The organism is Pandoraea aquatica, from assembly GCF_902459565.1.
Lineage (GTDB): Bacteria > Pseudomonadota > Gammaproteobacteria > Burkholderiales > Burkholderiaceae > Pandoraea > Pandoraea aquatica.
Window position 1 is genome coordinate 1245335 of the sequence record NZ_CABPSN010000001.1, and the last position, 20476, is coordinate 1265810.

Annotated in this window: 18 protein-coding genes and 1 pseudogene; 12 read left to right on the forward strand and 7 right to left on the reverse strand. The window is 64.4% G+C overall.

Annotation, left to right across the window (positions count from 1 at the left end):
- Nucleotides 1-31: 31 nt before the first annotated feature.
- From PAQ31011_RS05350 to PAQ31011_RS05370, 5 genes and pseudogenes are all read left to right on the forward strand, one after another.
- Complete coding sequence (locus PAQ31011_RS05350; protein WP_150574774.1) at nt 32-1060, forward strand: acetamidase/formamidase family protein; 1029 nt, start codon at nt 32-34, stop codon at nt 1058-1060.
- Nucleotides 1061-1163: 103 nt separating this feature from the next.
- Nucleotides 1164-1361: pseudogene (locus tag PAQ31011_RS05355) on the forward strand (XapX domain-containing protein); the annotation flags it as partial.
- Between the two features lie 79 nt (nt 1362-1440).
- Nucleotides 1441-1632 carry a DUF1427 family protein gene (locus tag PAQ31011_RS05360; RefSeq protein ID WP_046292445.1) on the forward strand — a complete coding sequence of 64 codons (192 nt, stop codon included), beginning with the start codon at nt 1441-1443 and terminating at the stop codon, nt 1630-1632.
- Nucleotides 1633-1723: 91 nt separating this feature from the next.
- Complete coding sequence (locus PAQ31011_RS05365) at nt 1724-4093, forward strand: acetamidase/formamidase family protein (RefSeq protein ID WP_150574776.1); 2370 nt, start codon at nt 1724-1726, stop codon at nt 4091-4093.
- Nucleotides 4094-4150: 57 nt separating this feature from the next.
- Nucleotides 4151-4984 (forward strand): AraC family transcriptional regulator, encoded by an 834-nt coding sequence (locus tag PAQ31011_RS05370; protein ID WP_150574777.1) that lies wholly within the window; start codon nt 4151-4153, stop codon nt 4982-4984.
- Here the strand turns inward: PAQ31011_RS05370 and mnmH are convergent.
- From mnmH to PAQ31011_RS05390, 4 genes are read right to left on the reverse strand one after another with little or no spacing between them, the layout of a single operon-like run.
- Nucleotides 4920-6023: a tRNA 2-selenouridine(34) synthase MnmH gene (gene mnmH / locus PAQ31011_RS05375; protein ID WP_150574778.1), complete on the reverse strand. Its 1104-nt coding sequence runs from the start codon at nt 6021-6023 to the stop codon at nt 4920-4922. The genes PAQ31011_RS05370 and mnmH overlap by 65 nt on opposite strands.
- Nucleotides 6020-6664, reverse strand: coding sequence for a tetratricopeptide repeat protein (locus tag PAQ31011_RS05380; RefSeq protein ID WP_150574779.1), 645 nt, complete (start codon nt 6662-6664; stop codon nt 6020-6022). Before PAQ31011_RS05380 ends, mnmH begins: the two co-directional genes overlap by 4 nt.
- 24 nt (nt 6665-6688) lie before the next feature.
- Nucleotides 6689-8191 (reverse strand): glycosyltransferase family 2 protein, encoded by a 1503-nt coding sequence (locus tag PAQ31011_RS05385; RefSeq protein ID WP_150574780.1) that lies wholly within the window; start codon nt 8189-8191, stop codon nt 6689-6691.
- Between the two features lie 32 nt (nt 8192-8223).
- Nucleotides 8224-8835, reverse strand: coding sequence for a cytochrome b (locus PAQ31011_RS05390; RefSeq protein ID WP_150574781.1), 612 nt, complete (start codon nt 8833-8835; stop codon nt 8224-8226).
- Between the two features lie 289 nt (nt 8836-9124).
- Here PAQ31011_RS05390 and PAQ31011_RS05395 point away from each other — a divergent pair, with 289 nt between their 5' ends.
- Together PAQ31011_RS05395 and PAQ31011_RS05400 are read left to right on the forward strand one after the other, a co-directional pair.
- On the forward strand, nt 9125-9949 hold the full coding sequence (locus PAQ31011_RS05395) for an isocitrate lyase/PEP mutase family protein (RefSeq protein ID WP_150574782.1): 825 nt from the start codon (nt 9125-9127) through the stop codon (nt 9947-9949).
- Nucleotides 9950-10129: 180 nt separating this feature from the next.
- The gene (locus tag PAQ31011_RS05400; protein WP_150574783.1) at nt 10130-10939 is read left to right on the forward strand and encodes a class II aldolase/adducin family protein; all 810 of its coding nucleotides are present in this window, start codon (nt 10130-10132) and stop codon (nt 10937-10939) included.
- A 10-nt stretch (nt 10940-10949) separates the two neighbouring features.
- On the opposite strand, the gene PAQ31011_RS05405 is transcribed toward PAQ31011_RS05400, so the two are convergent.
- The 3 genes from PAQ31011_RS05405 to PAQ31011_RS05415 all read right to left on the reverse strand — a co-directional run bounded on the left by PAQ31011_RS05405 (nt 10950) and on the right by PAQ31011_RS05415 (nt 14723).
- Nucleotides 10950-11876, reverse strand: a complete 927-nt coding sequence (locus tag PAQ31011_RS05405; protein WP_150574784.1) for a LysR substrate-binding domain-containing protein — start codon at nt 11874-11876, stop codon at nt 10950-10952.
- A 121-nt stretch (nt 11877-11997) separates the two neighbouring features.
- Nucleotides 11998-13386: an MFS transporter gene (locus PAQ31011_RS05410; protein WP_150574785.1), complete on the reverse strand. Its 1389-nt coding sequence runs from the start codon at nt 13384-13386 to the stop codon at nt 11998-12000.
- A 365-nt stretch (nt 13387-13751) separates the two neighbouring features.
- Nucleotides 13752-14723, reverse strand: coding sequence for a hypothetical protein (locus tag PAQ31011_RS05415; RefSeq protein ID WP_150574786.1), 972 nt, complete (start codon nt 14721-14723; stop codon nt 13752-13754).
- Nucleotides 14724-14988: 265 nt separating this feature from the next.
- On the opposite strand from PAQ31011_RS05415, the gene PAQ31011_RS05420 reads away from it, so the two are divergent.
- The 5 genes from PAQ31011_RS05420 (at nt 14989) to PAQ31011_RS05440 (ending at nt 20470) form a co-directional block, all read left to right on the forward strand.
- On the forward strand, nt 14989-16821 hold the full coding sequence (locus PAQ31011_RS05420) for a CPBP family intramembrane glutamic endopeptidase (RefSeq protein WP_150574787.1): 1833 nt from the start codon (nt 14989-14991) through the stop codon (nt 16819-16821).
- 139 nt (nt 16822-16960) lie between these two features.
- Entirely contained in the window at nt 16961-17632 is a 672-nt protein-coding gene (locus tag PAQ31011_RS05425) for a DUF1345 domain-containing protein (protein WP_150574788.1), read from the forward strand.
- Between the two features lie 270 nt (nt 17633-17902).
- Nucleotides 17903-19291 (forward strand): cytochrome ubiquinol oxidase subunit I, encoded by a 1389-nt coding sequence (locus PAQ31011_RS05430; RefSeq protein WP_150574789.1) that lies wholly within the window; start codon nt 17903-17905, stop codon nt 19289-19291.
- The gene (cydB, locus tag PAQ31011_RS05435) at nt 19282-20280 is read left to right on the forward strand and encodes a cytochrome d ubiquinol oxidase subunit II (RefSeq protein WP_150574790.1); all 999 of its coding nucleotides are present in this window, start codon (nt 19282-19284) and stop codon (nt 20278-20280) included. The genes PAQ31011_RS05430 and cydB overlap by 10 nt, the downstream gene beginning before the upstream one ends.
- The gene (locus PAQ31011_RS05440) at nt 20264-20470 is read left to right on the forward strand and encodes a hypothetical protein (protein ID WP_150574791.1); all 207 of its coding nucleotides are present in this window, start codon (nt 20264-20266) and stop codon (nt 20468-20470) included. Before cydB ends, PAQ31011_RS05440 begins: the two co-directional genes overlap by 17 nt.
- Nucleotides 20471-20476: the final 6 nt, after the last annotated feature.

Below are 20476 nucleotides of genomic sequence, written 5' to 3' on the forward strand. Positions count from 1 at the left end.
GCAGTCAGACAAAAACTCTAGGAGACATGGCATGCTTCACGACCTTCCCGCACGGCCCGACACGGTGCACTGGGGCTATTTCAACGCCGCGCAGACCCCGGCCCTGACCATCAAGAGCGGCGATTTCATTCGCGCCGAAGCCGTTACCCATCACGCGGGCGACGCGCCCGATCTGATGATGGACGACGCCGTGCGCGCCATCTACGACAAGATTCCTCACGAAGACCGCAATCCGGGCGTGCACATCATGACCGGCCCGATCTACGTGGAAGGCGCGAAGCCGGGCGATATGCTCGAAGTGCGCTACCTCCAGATGATTCCGCGCTTTCGCTTCGGCGCGAACGTCGCCGCCCACTGGGGTCAGCTCTACGACGACTTCCAGAAAGAGCGCGTGACCATCTTTGAGCTCGACAACAGTTCGAACACCGCGCACGCCCTGTTCGCGTTCGACTATCCGGGCAAGCTGACCACGCCAGGCAAGGTGGTGGACCATCGCGAATGCTGCAAGCAGCCCGCGCTCGCCGGTGTGCGCGTGCCGGTGCGTCCGCACCTCGGCACGGCGGGCGTCGCGCCCGACGCACAAGGCCGCGTGAGCACCGTCGAGCCGGGGCTGCACGGCGGCAACATCGACAACTGGCGCATCGGTGCCGGGGCCACGATGTACTACAAGGTGCAGGTCGACGGCGGCCTCTTCTCCATCGGCGACCCGCACATCTCGCAGGGCGACGGCGAAATCAGCGGCACGGCCATCGAGGCATCGCTCAACGTGCTGTTCCAGGTGGTGCTGCGCAAGGACTTCGAATTCCCGTCGCCGCTGTTGGAAACGCCCGACTGCTGGATCGTGCACGGCTTCCATCAGGATCTGGACGAAGCGGGCAAGAACGCCGCGCGCGACATGATCAAGCTGCTCACCGAGCAACAGGGCCTCTCGCGCGACGACGCCTACTCGCTCATGAGCGTGGCGGCCGACTTCGGGGTGACGCAGGTCGTCGACGGCACGCAAGGGGTGCACTGCACCATGCCGCGCGGCATGTTCCCGCCCAAGTCGTCCAAGACCTGAGCACGCCGTCTGCCTGCCCAGTCTGCCCGGTATGCCCGACATTGACGGGTGTGCCGTGCGGTGCGCGGCATTTCATGTGGTCTCTTCATCGGGAGACGCTTCCATGCAATACGTCTATGTCGGGCGCAACGAGCTTGTCGCCCTGATCGTCGGCCTGGTCACGGGCACGCTGTACTCGTGGCTCAACTTGCCGATTCCCGCCCCGAATGTGCTCGGCGGCATCTTCGCCATCATCTTCACGTACCTCGGCTATCTGATCGTGAATGTGTGGCGTCGCTCGGTCACGTTCGGACGTCCGCCCGCCGAGGGTCTCGACACGTCGTTGAGCGCCCGTCCCGCCGGTCCCACCAACGCGTCCAGCCGCTCCTGAGGAGGTTGTCATGGTAGAAATCACGCTTGGCGCGACGGAGTTGCAGGCGGCCGCCGTCGGACTCGTGACCGGCGTCCTGTACACCGGCGTACGCGCCCCGATTCCGGCGCCTAACGTCCTCGGCGGCATCTTCGCCATCGTGGGCACGTTCATCGGCTTCGCCTTCGTGGCGGCGATGCGCGGGCAGTTGCACTTCGGCTGACGCCCTTGCACTATTGACGTCTGCCCCGGCACAGCGGCCAACAAGCGCTGCGCCGGGGTGCCGTCGTTGTCATTTCTGATGGAGGCCGGACTTGGATCGTGCGCACTTCTCAACGGAGTCCTATGCCCAGGACCAGCGCGGGCCGGCATGGCAGGCGCGCCTGCTCGACGCCCGTCTGCACTTTCGTCCGCCACCGGCCGGAGAGCCCCTGCACGGCACGTTGCTCACGCATCGCACGCCAGCGGGTATAGAACTCTCGGTGATCTCATCCACGCCGCAAACCGTTTCGGCGCGTGCAGGCGGTGAGCGTGGCTTCCTGCTCGTCATGCTGCTCGACGGCCAGATGACGCTGGCCAGTGCGGGCGCCCTCGATGGCGAGACGCTGGCCGCCGGTGACATCGCCTGCATTCCCGGTGCGCAGAGCGCCGACCTCATCGCCCGCACGCCGTTCCGGCTGATCTCGGTGCACGTGCGCCACACGCTGATCGCACCGCGACTGGGCAGTGCGCCGCCCGTGCAGACGTGCAAGCTGCCCGACAGCGTGTCGCGTCTGTTCGGCGCGCTGCTCGGCGGACTCGCCCTGCAACTCGATGCGATGCAGGACGCCGATCCGCACGCACTCGAACCTGTCGAGAATGTGATTCTCGAATGTCTCGCCTCGGCGCTCGCGGCGGCCAAGCCGCAGGCGTCGACAAATCTCTCGACGTCGCGCGGCATCGTGTTCACGCGTATCTGTCACCGTATTCAGGCGCGGCTGGCTGAGCCGGATCTGTCGCTGTGCGCCATCGCGAAAGACGAGCACGTGTCCGATCGCTATCTGCGCAAGCTCTTCGAAGACGCGGGCCAAAGTTTCTCGTCCTACCTGCGCAACAGTCGTTTGCAGCGTTGTCACGCGGACTTGCAGAATCCGGCGTACGACCAGTTGTCCGTATCGGACATTTGTTATCGATGGGGTTTTAACGATCCGTCTTACTTCAGTCAGGCTTTTCGCGAGCGGTTCGGCGTGTCGCCCAAGGCGAGCCGCGATCAGGCGCTGCGTTCCCGTGCGCTGCCGGAACGCGCCCGAATCTCTCGTGGACATCCCGATGTGCCGGCAGGGCTGACGCATCGAACGAACGTCAGCCCGGCGGCGGCCATGGCCCTCACGGAACGCGAAGCGATCTCCGGCAGCGATGCCCGCCATCCCCTGCCCCACGACGCCGGACAGCACCACTATCTGCGCGCGACGTGCGACTCGGTGCATTGGGGCTATCTCAGTCACGATCTACCGCCGGTGCTCACCGTCGCGTCGGGCGACACTGTGACCGTCGAGACGCTGACGCAGCACGCGACCGACGACTGGGCGCGCATGATTCAAGGCGATCCGGGTGCGGAGAGCGTGTTCCACTGGACAGCGACGCAGAAGAACGTGGACCGGCGCGGCGCGGGGCCGATGGACGCCTCCGTCTACGGACGCGGTGCGGGCGAAGGCTTCGGCGTGCACATCTGCACCGGCCCCATCGCCGTCGAAGACGCCATGCCGGGCGACGTGCTCGAAGTGCGCATTCTCGATCTGCATCCCCGGCCGAGCGCAAATCCCGAGTTCGCGGGGAAGGCGTTCGGTAGCCACGCCTCGACGTGGTGGGGCTTTCACTATCAGGACATGTTGACGTTACCTCGCGAGCGCGAGGTCGTGACGGTGTTCGAGATCGATTGCCATGACGATGCGGAGGAAGGCACCGATGTTGCCCGCGCGATCTACAGCTTCCGCTGGACACCACAGCAAGACCCGTTCGGCGTAGTGCATCCGACCATCGACTATCCGGGCGTGCCGGTCGATCACACCCGCATCACCAAGAATTTCAGGACGTTGAAGAACGTCGAGATTCCGCTGCGTCCACACTTCGGCGTGCTCGCCGTCGCGCCCGCGCAGGACGGCCTGATCGACTCGATTCCGCCGTCGAGCTACGCGGGCAATCTCGATAACTGGCGCGTGACGCGCGGCGCGAGCGTCTTTCTGAAAGTTGCGGTGCCGGGCGCGCTACTCTCCATTGGCGACCCGCACGCCTCGCAGGGCGACGCCGAACTCGGCGGCACTGCCATCGAATGCTCGCTCACGGGCAATATCCAGTTGGTGCTGCACAAGAAGGCCGCTATCGAGGCGAACGCACCGTACGCCGACCTGACCTATCCGCTGGTCGAGACGCCGACGGAGTGGATCATCCACGGCTTCAGTTCGCCTAACCATCTGGCCGAGCTGGGGCAGAAGGCGCAGAGCCAGATCTACATGAAATCGACGCTCGACAGCGCCCTGCGCGACGCCTTCCTCAAAGCGCGCCGCTTTCTCATGCAGGTCAAGCGGCTAACGGAGGACGAAGCCACCGCGATTCTTTCGGTCTCCGTCGATTTCGGGGTGACACAAGTCGTCAACGGCAACTGGGGCGTGCACGCGATTATTCGAAAGGGGATGTTCAACGACTGAAGAAAATCGCAAAATCGGCAAATCGCCTGTGGCTACATTGGCGTCCAAGGAGCGCAAATGAAACCCCAGACCCGACTGAGATACGCCGAACGCATGGAGTCCGTGCTCCGCTGGCTCGCCAGCCATCCGGAGAGCGATCCGGACCTGCACCACCTGGCCGAGCTGGCGTGTCTGTCGCCGTACCACTTTCATCGTGTCTACCGCGCGTTGCTCGGTGAGACGGTGAACAATTCGGTGCAACGCATTCGCATGCATCGTGCGGCGATTGCCCTGTCGGGGTCCGAGGATTCGATGCGCGTTGTGGCGTCGCGTGCCGGCTATGCGTCGGACGCGGCGTTCAACCGGGCCTTCGGTGCGTTCTTCGGCATGCCGCCGGGACGCTACCGCGACGTCCGCTCCGGACCCATCGATCCTCAGGAGCTAGCCATGTACCCGATCTCAGTCGAATCGTTTCCCGCCACCACCCTTGCCGTGCTCCATCACCACGGCGACTATCAGGGCATCGGCCCCGTCTTCACGCGCGCCTTCATGCTTGCCGCCGCGCAAGGTCTCGCCCACCCGGACGCCACCGGCTTCGGCGTCTACTTCGACGACCCGGAGCAGGTCCCCGCCGCACAACTGCGCTCGCTCGCGGGCATGTCGGTGCATGCCGATGCCGAGATCGGCGGCGATCTGGAACGCTTCGAGATTCCGGCAGGAAAGTGTGCAGTGCTGACGTATACGGGCCCGTACAACGAGATGAACAAGCCGTATCAGTGGCTGTTCGCGCAGTGGCTGCCGGCCAGCGGGCTGGAACCGGCCAACTTCCCGATGTTCGAGCAGTACCTCAACGATCCCCGCTCGACGCCGGCGGCACAGCTCCAGACCCGCATTTGTCTGCCCGTGAAGTAAGCACGAGCAAGGCCTGCGCCTGGGCGCGCAGGTCTTGCGCGGTCGGATGGAATTCGAACGGAATCGCCTTCGTCAACCCTTGCAGGAGCTTGCGTGAGCTACGCGTGTAGGCCGGGTCGTAGTGACGTGTGATGAGCGCCTCCGACAATTCGCGTTGCTGCCCGTTGTCGAGCAGCGTCAGCCATTGATCGACCACCGCCTTGCCATGCAATTCGACGAGTCGCAGCAACTGCGTACGGAAGTGTTCCGGCCGGCTCAGCAAATGGCCGTACTCCTGCGTCAGCAGTTCGACGCGCTCGTCCACGCTCACCTTCACTTCGACGCACCGCGTTGTGCCGCGCATCGATGTCATTAGCGACTCGGGCAACGTGATGAGCCCGATCCTGCGGCTTTCCGCTTCGACAAACACGGGACGCGTGGTGTCGAAGCTGCACAGCACCCCGACGAGCGACGTGTCGAACGACTTCTGCGACGGCTGCGGCGCATCCGGCATGGCGCCGAGGAGCGACCCGCGATGCACGGCGAGTCCTTCGAGATCGAGGGTCTGTGCGCCTGCGTCCGCGAGCGCATGCAGCAGACGCGTCTTGCCGCTGCCCGTATGACCGGCAAGGACGATGTAGTCGAGTGTGGGCGGCAAGGCCGCCAGCGACGCCACGACATCGGTGCGGTAGGTCTTGTAGCCGCCCTCGAGCTGACGCGCCCGCCAGCCGATCATGTTCATCATCAAGGTCATGGCCCCCGAACGCATGCCGCCACGCCAGCAGTACACGAGCGGACGCCAGTTGCGCGGCCGGTCGGCGAATACCGTTTCCAGATGCCTTGCAATGTTGCGCGCGACCATCGCCGCGCCTTCGCGCGAGGCGTCGAACGGCGAGACCTGCTTGTACATCGTGCCGACGATGACGCGCTCTTCGTTGCTGAGCACCGGGGCGTTGATCGCACCCGGGATATGGTCGTCGGCGAATTCGAGCGGCGTGCGGACGTCGATGATTTCATCGAACTCGGCCACACTCGCGAGCGGCACACGGAGATGGTTCATCGTGCCCCCGCTGCGAGTTGGCCGCAATGCTTGCCATACGGCGTGCGTGTCGTCGGCTGGACTTGCGCATCACTGTCGAAACTCGCACGCACTTTGGCCGCACGGTCGATGATGCGGGTGGCCGCTTCCGCGTCGCCCGCGCCGCCCAGCGCCAGCGCGTAATCGTCGAGCAGTTCGGCATAGGCGAACGGCACTTTGCGCGCCGCTTCCAGCCGGTCGAGCGTGCCGAGTGCACGGCCGAAGTATTTTGCGGACGCGGCGAACTGACGTTGCGCGAGGGCTAGACGGGCCAGTTCGACCAGCGCCGGATAGCGGTATCGCGCCGTGAGGATGTCGAGATCGTAGGCCTGACTCAGCTCGCGCTCGGCCTCGGCGTAGTAGCAGGTCACGCCCAGCGCGCGCCCGTAATCGAAGTGCATGGCCGCGCGCTGCGACGCCGGCCAGCCCGACTGGTCCGCCACGAGCACCGCCTGTCCGAAGGCGCGGCGCGCACCGTCCCAGTCGCCACGTACTTCTGCCGCGCCGCCCAGCGCCGCGTAATCAGGGCCGGGCGTCTTCGGTGCGGGCGTGCTGCACCCCAGCGCGCCCAACACGCCGCCCAGTGCGCACACCATCGCCAACCACGTCAAAGATCGAATCATCAGGGAAAGAAAACTGCCGGGAAATCATCTGTCGCGGGACACCTCCGCCCCGCGTTCGCCCGACAGGATACCTCGTCGCACCTGAACACCCCAACGCTGACGCCCCGTGAGGAAGTGCCCCCACCCCATCGCCGCGCCCGTGTGACGCATCAACTGGAACGAGAACGGCTCCAGCACAGCAGCGACGAACGCCAGCCCGAGGCTCGTGCCCGTGCGGTGTCCGGTCCAGCGGCGATAGGCATGCACCGACCACAGATGAAAGCCCAGATCGATGACGATCTTGCCCAGAATGATGCCGGAGACCGGCAACACAACGCCGTAATGGCCTTCGCAGACGAACGTCACCAACAGCGCGAAGGCCGTCAGCCCGTAGATCGGCTGAAGCGTATCAAACGCCTTGACCGGCAACATCCAGCGACCGAGGTTGCCGTAGCGGCCGTTGCCGACCATATCGCGGTACCAATATTGCGTCTGGAGGAAGCCCGCGAACCAGCGACGGCGCTGACGCAGGAAGCTCGTCAGCGTGCCCGGCGCATCAGTGATCGCCTGCGCGCCACCCACGACGCGCACCTCCCAGTCGAGCGAATGCGCGACCGAATAGCGACGCAGACGGTGAATCAGCTCGTAGTCCTCGACCAGACACGCGGGATCGAAACCGCCCACAGCCAGCACCGCCTCGCGACGGAAGCACGCGAACGCGCCCGAGATCAGCAACAGTCCGTCGGCGCGCATCCATGCGAAGCGGGAGATGAAGTTGCGGATGTACTCGTATGTCTGGAAGAACTGCAGGACGCGGGCACTCATGGTGTCGCCACACACCGGGGTCAGCACGCCGGTGGCGGCGACCAATCGCGGGCGACGGGCGAAGGCGTCGTGCATGGCTGCGCATGCACCGGCGTCGAGCAACGTGTCGGCATCGACGGTCATCACGATGTCGGTGTCCATGCCGACGAGCGCCGCATTGAGTGCCTTCGCCTTGCCGCCGTGCGGCACGCGCAGCCATCGCAGGTTCGGATAGCGGGTGCTCGGTGCGCTCAGGCTGCCCACGCCCGGGTCCGCCAGACCGTACTCGCCGGTGAGCAAGGCGACGGTGCCGTCGCGCGATCCGTCGTCGGCGATGACGATGGCGTCGGGCACGTGGCGACCCGCCATCAGCGCACGCAGCGTCACCGGCAGCGCCGCCGCTTCGTTATGTGCCGCGACCACCACGCCGAGCGTGAGACGGTTCGACGCGGCGTCCGCAGTGCCGCCCCACGTCTCGTCCGGATCGGGACGCATCAAGCGCCATGCTTGCCAGAAGACAAACGTCAGCAGCAAGGTGTCGTAGACGACATACGCCACGCCCGTGCCCCACGCGAAAACGCCTTTGAGGAAGAACGCCTGCGCGAAGAGCAGGCACCACAGCACCGCCACGCCGGTGTGCACGAGCCAGCTGGCGAGCGGTGTCGGCGGCAAGGTGAAGCGCGGCGAATGCCGCTCGCGCGACGCTTCGAGCTGCACCACGCCTGTCTGGATTTCGGAGTTCATGTCCGGATTCGTCTCGATACTCATCCCGACACTCACGGCAGCATCCGGCCGATGACCGGGTGACGATCGATCCACTGATGCTTGAGCGCACCACCGATGTGCAACGCCAGCAGTGCGTAGAGCACGTACGCGCAGTAGGTGTGGACGTTGCCCAGCACCTCATGCCAGTAGTCCTTGCTCGCGTCGCTCATCGCCATCAGAAAGCCCATGCGCGGAAACGGCACGACGCCGAACAGCACCAACGGATGCGTCGATGCCGCAACCCACGCCGAGTCATGCGCCCAGCCCGAGAGCGGCATCGCGAAAATCAGCACGTACAGCAGCCAGTGCACCAGATGCGCTGCGGCGCGCTCCCACGAAGCGAAGACATGCGAGAGTTCGGGCGGACGGTGCGTCACGCGCCACAGAATACGCAGGATCGCGAGACCCAGCACCGTGATCCCGACGGACTTGTGCAGATCGATCCAGAAACGTACGTCGATCTTCTCCAGCGTGGCGTCCGGCAACAAGGCAATCGTCTGACCGATCGCAACGTTGCCGAGCATCAGCAGCGCCACCGCCCAGTGCAGCAACATGGCGACGCGCGTGTACTTGGGATCTTCGTACAGGGCGACGCGAGGCTTTTGCGCCGATGCGGATGACATGGAGGGAGGCAGAGAATTCACGTTTGACGTCCTGAAAATGCGCTGAAAGATGATTGCATAACGCCAGTTGGAGCGCGCTTATTCCCGCGTTGCTGCAAAAAAGTTGTTACCGGACATTACCGCGCCTTTTGGCCGCTTGCATGGCACGCGCTCGACGAAAACCGTCTGCCGTTCGACATTTCTATTTCACGTGCCGTCAGCTGTCTTGCTAGCCCGTCGTAAAACCGCGATGATCGGGCATTCCGTGCGCAGCGAGCGATCAACTGCGCCCCCCTCAGGAGACAATCCCATGCCACGCAGCACTGCCGAAAAACGCGCCGCGTTTCGCGAACTCCACCTTGCCGGCTGCTTTGTGATCCCGAACCCATGGGATGCGGGCAGCGCACGGTATCTCGAACACGCCGGATTCCAGGCCATAGCGTCGACCAGTTCGGGCTTCGCGTGGTCCACCGCGCGCCCCGACAACGGCGTAACGCGCGAGCTCGTGCTGGCGCATCTGCGCACGCTGGTCGAGGCGACCGATCTGCCGGTGAATGCCGACTTCGAAAGCGGCTTCGGCGAGACGCCGAAGGATGTGGCCGAGAGCGTCAAGCTGGCGGTAGCCACGGGTGTCGCCGGTCTGTCCATCGAAGACACCACGGGCGACGCCAACGAACCGCTCTTCCCACTCGACGAAGCGGTCGCACGCATGAAGGCTGCGCGGCGGGCCATCGACGAAACCGGCGGCGACACGTTGCTCGTCGGTCGCGCGGAGAACTTCTTCGCTGGCGTGCCCGATCTGGACGACGCCATCCGGCGACTGCAAGCCTATGCCGAAGCGGGGGCCGATTGTCTGTATGCGCCGGGCATCCAGTCCGAAGCGCAGATCCGCGCCGTGGTGGCCGCGGTCGCGCCCAAACCCGTCAACGTGCTGATCGGCGCGACGTCGCCCTTCACGTTGCAGGCGCTGGCGAGTCTCGGCGTGCGACGCGTAAGCGTGGGCGGTGCGCTCGCGCGTTCGGCGTGGGGCGGCTTCATGCACGCCGCGCAGGCCTTGGCCGAAGGCCGCTTCGATGGCTTCGACGGTGCGGCCAGCGGTGCCACGCTCAACGGTCTGTTTCGTCAGGGCGAATGAGCAAGACGAGTTCATGAGCGACGTGATGGCGCGGCAAGTCCCTATCCAGTGACTTTTCGTCGATAGACGTTGCCGCACGCGTCCGGGGACAATGCCTCGTCTGCCGATGCCGCGCCGCGCGACGCCACTCCGGGCGCGCCGACGACAGCGAGCACGGCGTCCCCCATCGACGGAGCGCCCATGAATTCCCCGCACGATAGCTTTGCCGCCTTTGCCATTCCCACACCGCTCGGCGCGCCACTGCCCAAGCCCCAAGTGTTTGACAATGTCGCAGATGAACGCGCCGACCGGAAGCTGCGACTGGCGGTCGCGTTCCGCATCTTCGCGCGCTTCGGGCTTGCCGAAGGCATCGCCGGGCACATCACCGTGCGCGACCCCGAGTTCCACGACCGCTTCTGGGTCAATCGCTACGCACAACACTTCTCCTCGATCCATCCGGACGACCTGATTCTGGTCGACGAGGCCGGTGGTCTGCATCACGGTGAAGGCCCAGTGAACGCGGCCGCCATGGCGATCCACGCGGGCATCCATGCAACGCTGTCCCATGTGACGGCCGCTGCACACACGCACACCACCCACGGGCGTGCCTTCTCCGCGCGTACCCGTGAACTCGCCCCCATCAATCAGGAAGCGTGTCTGTTTTACGACGACCACGTGCTGTTTCGTGGCGACGTGCTGGTGCTCGGTGCCGACGAAGGACGCCGCATCGCGCAGTCGATGGGCCACAAGCGCGCGGCCGTGCTGCTCAATCATGGCTTGCTGACGGTCGGCTCGTCGGTCGACGCCGCCGCCTATCGCTTTCTCGCGATGGAGCGCTGCGCACAAGTCCAGTTGCTCGCCGAAGCGGCCGGTCCGATGGAAGTGCTGTCCGACGCCGAAGCCCGCGAAGTCTTCCGTCTGCTCGGTTCGGACTACGTCGCATGGCTCGGGTATCAGGGGCTCTATGAGCAGGTGTTGCGCGAGCATCCGGAACTGACGTCGGCACGTTGAGTTCGACGCGCTACCCTCGCTCGGCGAGATACCGGTCAACGGCGTTGCGCAGCCACGCGTCGAACTGACGCAGCGGTGCCCAGTCGCGACGCTGCGCGGGATAAGAGAAGTAGATGGTCTGCGGATTGGCCAGTGTGTGCGCGTGCGCTTGCACCAACGCGCCGCTCGCCAGTTCGCGCTCGATCAGCACGCGCGGCAGCAAGGCCACGCCCAGACCGGCCACCGCCGCGTTGATCGCCATCACGAACATGTCGTAGCGCTGTGCACTGCGCTGGGGTTTGATCTCGGCAGCGTTCGCACCGCCTTGCAGCCCTTGCGAGGCGAACCAGTCGTCCCACACACGCGGCAGATCGCGCGGGCAAATCCACGAGTACTCGGCAATCGCTTCGAGCGACAACGACGCCCTCCCCTCAAGCAAACGCGGCGCGGCCACCAGCATGAGCGAGTCGTCTGTGACAAGTGCCGTACCGGGCATGCCGGGCCATAGACGCGTGCTGAAGTAGATTGCAGCGTCGAACGCAGAGTCATCGAAGAAGACAGGCTGATCGCGCCCGAGAATATGCAGACGGACGTCGCGCGTGCTGGCGTAGAAGTCGTCCAGTCGCGGAATGAGCCACTGCGCGGCGAACGTCACACCGACAGCGATTTCCAGTTCGGTCTCGCGCCCCTGCTGCACGACGTCCAGCGTGTCGCGACGAATCTGATCGAGATGCACGCGAATGCGTTTGGCATATTCGGCCCCGGCAGGGGTCAGCACGAGACGTTGTTTCACACGCTCGAATAGCGCCACCCCCAGATGCTTCTCCAACTCCCCCACCCGCTTGCAGACGGCACCATGCGTGAGCGCAAGCTCCTGCGCAGCGGTGGCGAAGTTCTGGTGACGGGCGCTGGCCTCGAAGGCCTGCAACGCCGAGAGGCTGGGAACGCCCAGACGCATGACGACTCCTGCGGGAAAACGATGTTGCCCGACAGTCTATGCGAAGCGTCGCGCAGAAACAAAACGGCCCGTCGAGCCGAGGCATCGACGGGCCGTTTTGTTTCATCTGCGAAGATCGCACTTACTCCACGTGCGCCACCCCGCCCGCGAGTACTGCACCGCCCGGCACCTCCTTGGGCAGTGCCCACGACATCCAGTGCGTACGCAGCGCGACCACCAGCACGAACGCGAGCGCGGCCAGCGCGCCGAAGGTGGCGAACCCCATCTGATAGCTGCCCGTCGATTCCTTAGCCATGCCCATGATGACCGGCAGATAGAAGCCGCCGATACCACCGGCCGCGCCGATGATGCCGGACATCAGGCCCGTCTTGCCTTGCCAGCGTTGCGGCACGAGCTGGAACGTCGCACCGTTGCCAAGACCGAAGCACAGGTAGACGAGGACCAGCAACGCGATGCCAGCCCCTTGCGGCGGCATCCACGCGGCAAACACGAAGTCGATGACGGAGATTGCCGCGAGCAACAGCACGAGCGCGCGCACGCCGGAAATACGGTCGGCCACCAGACCGCCGATGGGACGCACCAGCGCACCGAGGAACGCGAGCAGCGACATGAACAGACCCGCTTCCAGACGCGGCATGCCGTAGAGCGAAATCAGCAGCGTCGTGACATAGGACGACATGCCCACGAAACCACCGAAGGTGATGCTGTAGACGAGCATGATCACCCACGTGTCACGCTCGCCCAGCACGCCGCGATAGTGACGCGGCAGCACGGCGATGGCGAGCAATGCGCCCAGCACCGGCAGCAACAGCACCCCGGCGCGGCCTTCGCCGAAAGCGCCCGCGTGCACGCACAGCACAAGCGCGACGAGTCCGAACACCGTGATGAAGAAGCTTGAGAACGCGCGCGGTGCGCTGCCCGACTTCACGCCCTGATCCTTCGCCCAGAACACCAGTGCCAAGGCCGCGAGCGCCAGCAGCGGGAGCGCCGCACCGGCCGCGTGCGCCCAGCCATAGTGTTCTGCCAGTCCGGGGAACATGAAGCCGTCGAGTACGGCACCGATGTTGCCCGCCGCCGCGAGACCGAGCACGAGGCCCTGCACCTTCGGCGGATAGTTGCTGCCCGCCATCGGCAGCGCCACGGCGAAGCTTGCGCCCCCGACACCAAGGAACACGCCGAGCACGAGCAGCAGCGTGTACGACGGCGTACCCGGCATCAGCAGCAGCACGACCGACGGAATGGCCGAGAGCGTCAGCCCCATCAATGCGATCTTGCGACCGTCGTAAGCTTGATAAAGGTTGCCCAGCGTGACGCGCAGAATGGCGGCCCCCAGCACCGGCACTGCGACGAGGAAGCCGGTCTGCGCGGGCGTCATCGCGATGTCCTTGCCGATGAACGGGGCCAGCGGGCCGAGCATCACCCAGACGGTGAAACCGGTGTCGAAGTAGAGAAAACACGCAACCAGCGCGCGCCAGTTGCCACTTTTCAACGATTGCGTGAGCGTGCTCATGGATACCCTCGTGTTCGTGTGCCGAAAAAAAAGGCGTCCCGAAGCCGTGCGCCCATGAACGGACGCGTGGCTTCGGGACGCCGTTGCCCCGAAAACCCCGCGTTCGCGGGGCCCTGCATGCGGTGCAGAAAATTCGCTTGTCTTCCACTCAGCCGCCATTGGCCTTATGCATTCATTAGCAAGTGGCGTGCCAAGTGGGTGTCATGTACGGAGGAAATCGGCACAAAGGGCCGTGCGACGAGGCTTTCGGGGATATCGAGGGGGACGCCGATGGCGGTTGAACAAGCGACGAGATGGAAGAACCCGAGTACGGCGGATGGCATCGCAACGGGCACAATGCCGCATCGCGATGCGGCGGCGCACCATTAGCGTGCGTCGTCCTGCTGATCGGGACCGATCACCGGGCAGTCGAATCGGAAGTCCATCTCTTTTCCGAAGAAGGGGTGAGTTCCGTTGGCAGATTCCACCACCAGTACGCCATGGATGTAGCCATGGTTACGACCGACCGACGGCACGACCATCGAATAGAGCCGACTAATGACGCCGGTCGACGTCCACACGTCGCGCTCGTAATACGGGTCCTTGGCCGGGTCCCGATACTCAACGAGAATCCATCGCTTATTCGCCGAAGGCTTGGCGAACGTCGCCGTCAAGGAGCGCTTGACTACGTCGCGCTTATCTTCGGAGATCGACTTCGTCAGGACATACATCGACACCGCCTCAATTCGACCTTCGCGCAAGGCAATGCACACTGGCATCGCGGTACTGAAGACCTGAAAGCGCTCAAGGTCCAGCCGATCGACAACCACCATCTCGTTAAGCTCCATCGGCTTACCGATCAGATCGTTAGCGCGGTGACGAAAACAAGGCGCGCCATCCGGACCGAGATAGCTGAGTTGCAACGTGTCCTGAACGAACTTGCACTCAGGCACCGTGAGCGGATCGCCGAGCCGGTATCCGAGAAGTTCGGCGCTGTTGGTGCTCAGATGCACCAGTGCCGGCGCGGGAGGCGGCGGGGGAATCGTCGGCTTCGGCAACAGCCCCATCAGCCCGACGGGAACAGCAAGGGAAACGGCGACAATCGCCGCGACCTTGATGACCTCCATCAGCGCGGGTGGTACCACCCACCTGAGCAGTAATGCCACGGTGGCCCCCACAATGCCGATCTTCGCGAGGGCAATGAGAAACGCCTCTGTGTCCATCCCTTTACCGGACAGTACAAACAGCCCGACGATCAACGCGATTCCAATGATCACCGCGCAAAAGAGATAGTCGCTTGCGCCATTGTCCGCACGGCGTCGCCACCAGTCCGTCAGCGTTTCCCGCAACACGCTCATCCTGATCGACCTCGTTGTTATCAACCCGCTTATCGGTCCATCTCCCTCGCCTGCGTCGGTGCCGTCAGGCGAGGCCTATGATGCGCCGCGCCCGAAGTACCGACAAGCGACCCGGCATCGCCAATGCCGAGGACTTCCTCCAAGCACGTGGCCTTTTCTGAATACCCGGAGCACTACAGTTCAGGCACACTCCGGTCGTTAAGCCAATGAGGCGGGCCGCGTGCGCTGCGGCCGTCAAGAACAACAACATTCCGGGAAATCTCGCGTGTCTCGCTTCTTTCTTTGTCTGACGCTGGCGGTACTCGGCCTCATGCCGTTCTCCCCCGCATTCTCTGCGCCTTCGGCCGCCACCTCCCCCTCCCCGGCAAGCAACCCGCTGCTCAATCAGCAAGGGATGATGCAGCGCGTCGACGACGCCTCCTACGCCAAGTATCGCGAGATCGTCGCGACGTTCGACGCCGCCACCCGTGCGCAGCCGGTCGACGCGGCACTCGCGCTCGCGCGCTGCCAGTTCATGCGCAATTACGCGTGGGCAGAAGATCTCCAATGGGCCGAGAAGGCACAGTCGGACCTGACGGCCTGTCTGCAAAATCTGAAAGAGAAATTCACCGACAACCCGGAAGTGTCGGTATCGCTGATGGAGAACATCTACGGCAAAGACGCCGTGGCGCAAGGCGAAGCGCTGCTGCCCAAGGCCAAGCGCTGGCCGACGGAATATCGCGCGCGTCTGCACGCTGCGCTCTCCAATGCGTATCAAGCCACGCAAGACAAACGCAACGCCGGTATCCAGGCCGTGGAGGCGGCGGAACTGTCGCCCGACACCCCCGTGCTGCTCACCGCCGTGCGCCATCTCGCCACCACCGGCGAGAAGACGGAGGCACGGCGTCTGCTGATGGACGCGCCCGCGCCGAAGATCGCCTGGCAAGCGACCGGTCGCATCAACACCGCTCTCGATGTACTGCCGGGCCCCACGGCGCGCGATCTGCTGCTGCGCATGCAAAAGGCCGGACTGAAGATCGACCCGTACGTCAGTGCTCGCGCGCTCCTTCAATCCGGTGACGCCGCCGGCGCACAACAGGCGCTCGCCGAGGCGAAGTCCAACGCACAGGAGTCAGCGCAGAACCGTGCGTTGCGACTCTCGGTCGCGCTCGCAGCGCGCGACGGCAAGGCTGCCGCCGCAGCGATCCAGTCGTCGCTCGAACACGACAAGGGCAACCGCTGGCCGCTGGCACAGTCGTATGCCGTGCTGATGAGCATCGACCCGGCCGCCGGGATGCGCTTCGCCTTCGCCGGATTGATGATCACGTTGCTGGCGGCCGGTCTATGCATCGTGCTGTTCCCCGGTCTGCTGATGTTCCCGGTGCATTACGTGGGCACAGTCCGTGCTCGCAAGGGACGTCCGACACCACCGCTCTTCGAACGCATCGGCTTGCGGCATGCGTGGTATGGACTGGCGGTGCTGTGTTTCGCCACGTGGGTCATCCCCGCGTTCGTCGTCAGTCAGTCGACGCAGACGCATTCGGGCACGGCCCCCGTCTTGGACACCCTGCTGCCCAAGCTCGCGCTGGCGCACTTCGCTACGCTCGGCATCGTCGTCCTGCTGCTGTCGCGCACGATGTGGCGATTGGGTCGACGTCAGTGGACAGGCTACGGCGAGTGGAAAGCGCGCTGGTTCATCTGGCCTGCCACGCTGCTCGTGGTGTCGACGCTCGCCGCATGGTACTTGGCACACCACACGTCGGTGCGCAACGCCGAATTGCAGGCATGGAACGAGTACGTCGTGAAAGGCGCGATGCAACTGGGCGGCACGGGGCTGGCGCTTCTGCTGGTCGCCGTTGTCGTGCCGTTCGTCGAGGAGTTCGTGTTCCGGGGATGCCTGCTCGGCGGCCTGACCCGGCACATGAGTTTCATCGCCGCCAACCTCTGGCAAGCCGTGATCTTCGCCTCGGTTCACTTCGACGCCAAACACTTCCCGTTCCTCGTGATGTTCGGCCTCACCACCGGCTGGCTCGCCAAAAAGACCAACGGTCTGGCCGTGCCGATTGCGATGCACATGCTCAATAACGCGATCTTTGTGCTGGTGGTGATGGCGCGCTGAGCAGGCGGCGCCGAAGCGCGGCCCTGTATCGTCGCAACGCGCATGACAATGCGCGTGGCAATGCGCGTGGCAATGCGGCGTGGGCGATAATCGACCCACTCGCCAGCATTGCCGCCCGGCTGCGGTACGGACATCGCCCATGAACACGAAGCTCTTCCCGCATCTCGTTCGCTTTCACCCGCGACTGCTCGTCGCCATCGCCATCGGCGTGCTCGCCGGGCTGTTCGTGCAAGGGGTCGTGAGCGGTGAGTTCAGCACCGTCACCCGAATCCTGATCGGCTGGAACGCAGGCGCGTGGTCGTATCTCGCGATGATCTGGTTCATGATGGTCACCGCCCCGAAGCGCAGCATCGAACGCTTTGCCGAGCAGGAAGACCAGAGCGCCGCCCTCGTGCTCTCGGTGGTCAGCCTGTCGGCCATCGCGAGTGTGGCCGCCATCATCCATGTGCTGGCGAGCGCCAAGGCGGGTGGCTCGCATCACGCATCGGAGCATGTGCTGTTCGCTGCTGCCACGCTCATCGGCGGATGGTTTCTCGTGCCGACGATCTACACGCTCCACTACGCCCGTCTGTACTTCACCGATACCGAAACGCCGTACGCCCTTGCGTGGCCCGACAAGGACTGCGATCCGGACTACTGCGACTTCCTGTACTTCTCGTTCACCATCGCGGTCGCGTCGCAAACCGCCGACATCGGCCTGAAGTCGCGACGCATGCGACGCGCCACCCTCGCACAAGCCATCCTCTCGTTCTTCTTCAATCTGGCGGTCCTCGGCTTGTCGATCAACATCGGCGCCGGATTGCTCAGCTAAACATCCACGTTGTCCAGGCACCTCCACGGCTCGCAGTGGGGGGCGCCATCCTGTGACATGACGCCGCACCACCTGCGGACATAAATCCCTTTAGAAACATACAAATAGATCGCACCGGCGACGCGTCACATCCCGCGTCAATGCGCCACATGTGACGACTTGTCACGTATGCTGCACCGCAGCAACGCCTAATATGCATGCAAACAAGCGGTGATATTTCGCCAATGTCACCATACAAGACAGGGTTTAATTGCATACATAGAGCGCAACATGACTGCCGTTCCGGATGCCCTCGACCTCGCACGCCTGCAATTCGCGTTCACGGTCTCGTTTCACATCGTCTTCCCTGCCATCTCCATCGGTCTGGCGAGCTTCATCGCCGTCCTTGAAGGTCTCTGGCTCAAGACCCGTCAGCAACACTATCTCGATCTGTGCCGCTTCTGGTCGAAGGCGTTTGCCGTGTGCTTCGGCATGGGCGTCGTCTCCGGCGTGGTGATGGCCTATCAGTTCGGCACGAACTGGTCGGGATTCTCCAGTTTCGCTGGTGCCGTCACCGGGCCGTTGCTGACCTACGAGGTCATGACCGCGTTCTTCCTCGAAGCGGGCTTCCTCGGCATCATGCTGTTCGGCTGGAACCGCGTGAGCCCGCGTGTGCACTTCGCCGCCACGCTGTGCGTCGCCATCGGCACGCTGATCTCGACGTTCTGGATTCTCGCGTCGAACAGCTGGATGCAGACGCCGCAGGGCTTTGAGATCGTCGATGGCCGCGTGGTCGTGCTGTCGTGGTGGGACGTGATCTTCAACCCGTCCTTCCCCTACCGTCTCGCGCACATGAGCATTGCCGCGTTCGTGGTCGCCGCGCTTGTCGTGGCCGGCACGGGCGCATGGCACCTGCTGCGCGGACGCCGCGATCCGGCCGTCAAAACCATGTTCTCGATGGCTTTGTGGCTCCTGCTGATCTTCGCGCCGCTGCAAGCGTTCGTGGGCGATCTGCACGGCCTGAACACGCGTGAACACCAGCCCGCCAAGCTCGCCGCCATGGAAGGTCTCTGGGAGACGAAGACGGGCGGCACGCCGCTCAACCTGTTCGGCTGGCCCGACATGGAGGCCGAGACGACACGCTATGCGCTCGAAGTCCCACATCTGGGCAGCCTGATCCTCACGCATAGCTGGGACGGCGAAGTACGCGGTCTGAAGGAATTTCCGAAAGACGAGCGTCCCAACGTGCCGTTGGTGTTCTGGAGCTTCCGCATCATGGTCGGTCTCGGACTGGCGATGATCGGCGCAGCACTCGCGGCGCTGTGGCTGCGCCGTCGCGGCACGCTGTTCGCGTCGCGCAACTTCGCCCGTGTGATGTTGCTGCTTTCACCGACCGGCTTCATCGCCCTGCTTGCCGGGTGGGTGACGACCGAAGCCGGACGCCAGCCGTGGGTCGTCTACGGCGTGATGCGCACAGCGCACGCGATGTCGCCGGTCAGCGCGCAACAAGTGCAGGTCTCGCTGCTGGTGCTGGTGCTCGCCTACTTCCTCGTATTCGGCACGGGCGTCTATTACCTGCTCAAGATTCTGCGCGGCGGTCCGGTACTGCCGGGGCAATCGAACGACGACGCACCGCATTCCGGCGAACCCCAACCCAAGCGAGAACTCTCATGGATCTGACCTTAGCCTGGGCCGCCATCATCGCGCTCGGCCTGTTTCTCTATGTCGTGCTGGACGGCTTCGACCTCGGCATCGGCATCCTCTTTCCGTTCTTCCCCGACGCCCGTGAGCGCGACACGATGATGAACTCCGTCGCCCCTGTGTGGGACGGCAACGAAACGTGGCTCGTGCTCGGCGGTGCCGGGCTGCTCGCCGCATTTCCGATGGTCTATTCGGTGCTGCTCTCGGCGCTCTATCTGCCGCTCGTGCTCATGCTCGTGTGTCTGATCTTCCGTGGGGTGGCGTTCGAAATTCGCGGCAAGTCGCGTCGCACGCGCCAGTGGTGGGATCTCGCGTTCATCGGCGGCTCGGCAGGTGCAACGTTCTTTCAGGGCGTCGCGCTCGGTGCCTACCTGTCGGGGATCCCTGTCGAGAACGGTCAGTTCGCGGGCGACGCCTTCGCCTGGATGACGGCCTTCAATCTCTTCACCGGTCTGGGCCTGCTCGTGACTTACGCTCTGCTCGGCGCATGCTGGCTCATCGGCAAGACCGAGGGCGATCTGCAACGTCGTCTGCGCGTGGTCGCGTGGCCGCTGACGCTCGCGCTCGTCGTCACGATGGCGGTCGTCTCGCTCTGGACGCCACTGCGCCTGCCGCTCGTGGCCGAGCGCTGGTTCGACGGTGAATGGTTCTGGCGCTGTCTGCCCGTGCCGTTCGTGGTGGCGGGGGCGACGTTCGCGATGCGTCGGGTGTTGCAACGCGCGCACGACGCCACCCCGTTCTGGCTCGCCATCGGCCTCGTGTTTCTCGGCTACAGCGGTCTGCTCATCAGCGCCTATCCGTACGCGATTCTGCCGGGCATCACGCTGTGGGACGCCGCAGCCCCGCACTCCAGCCTGTCGTTCACGATGTGGGGCGCGGCCTTCATCATTCCTGTGATCCTCGCCTACACGATGCTGGCGTACTGGGTCTTTCGCGGCAAGGTGGCCCACGATGCGCACTATCACTGATCTCGTCCGGCCCGGCGTGCGCCGGCAGCGCGAGCGCGCAGGCACGCCGACGATGCCAACGAACGTCCACGCGTCGTGGCAACAACGGCTGACAGGCTGGGGATGGTTTATTGCGCTATGGTGTGCGGGTGTGGCAGGCACCGCACTCCTCGCACTCCCCTTCAAACTGATCATTGCCACGGCCAAATAGGAGGCA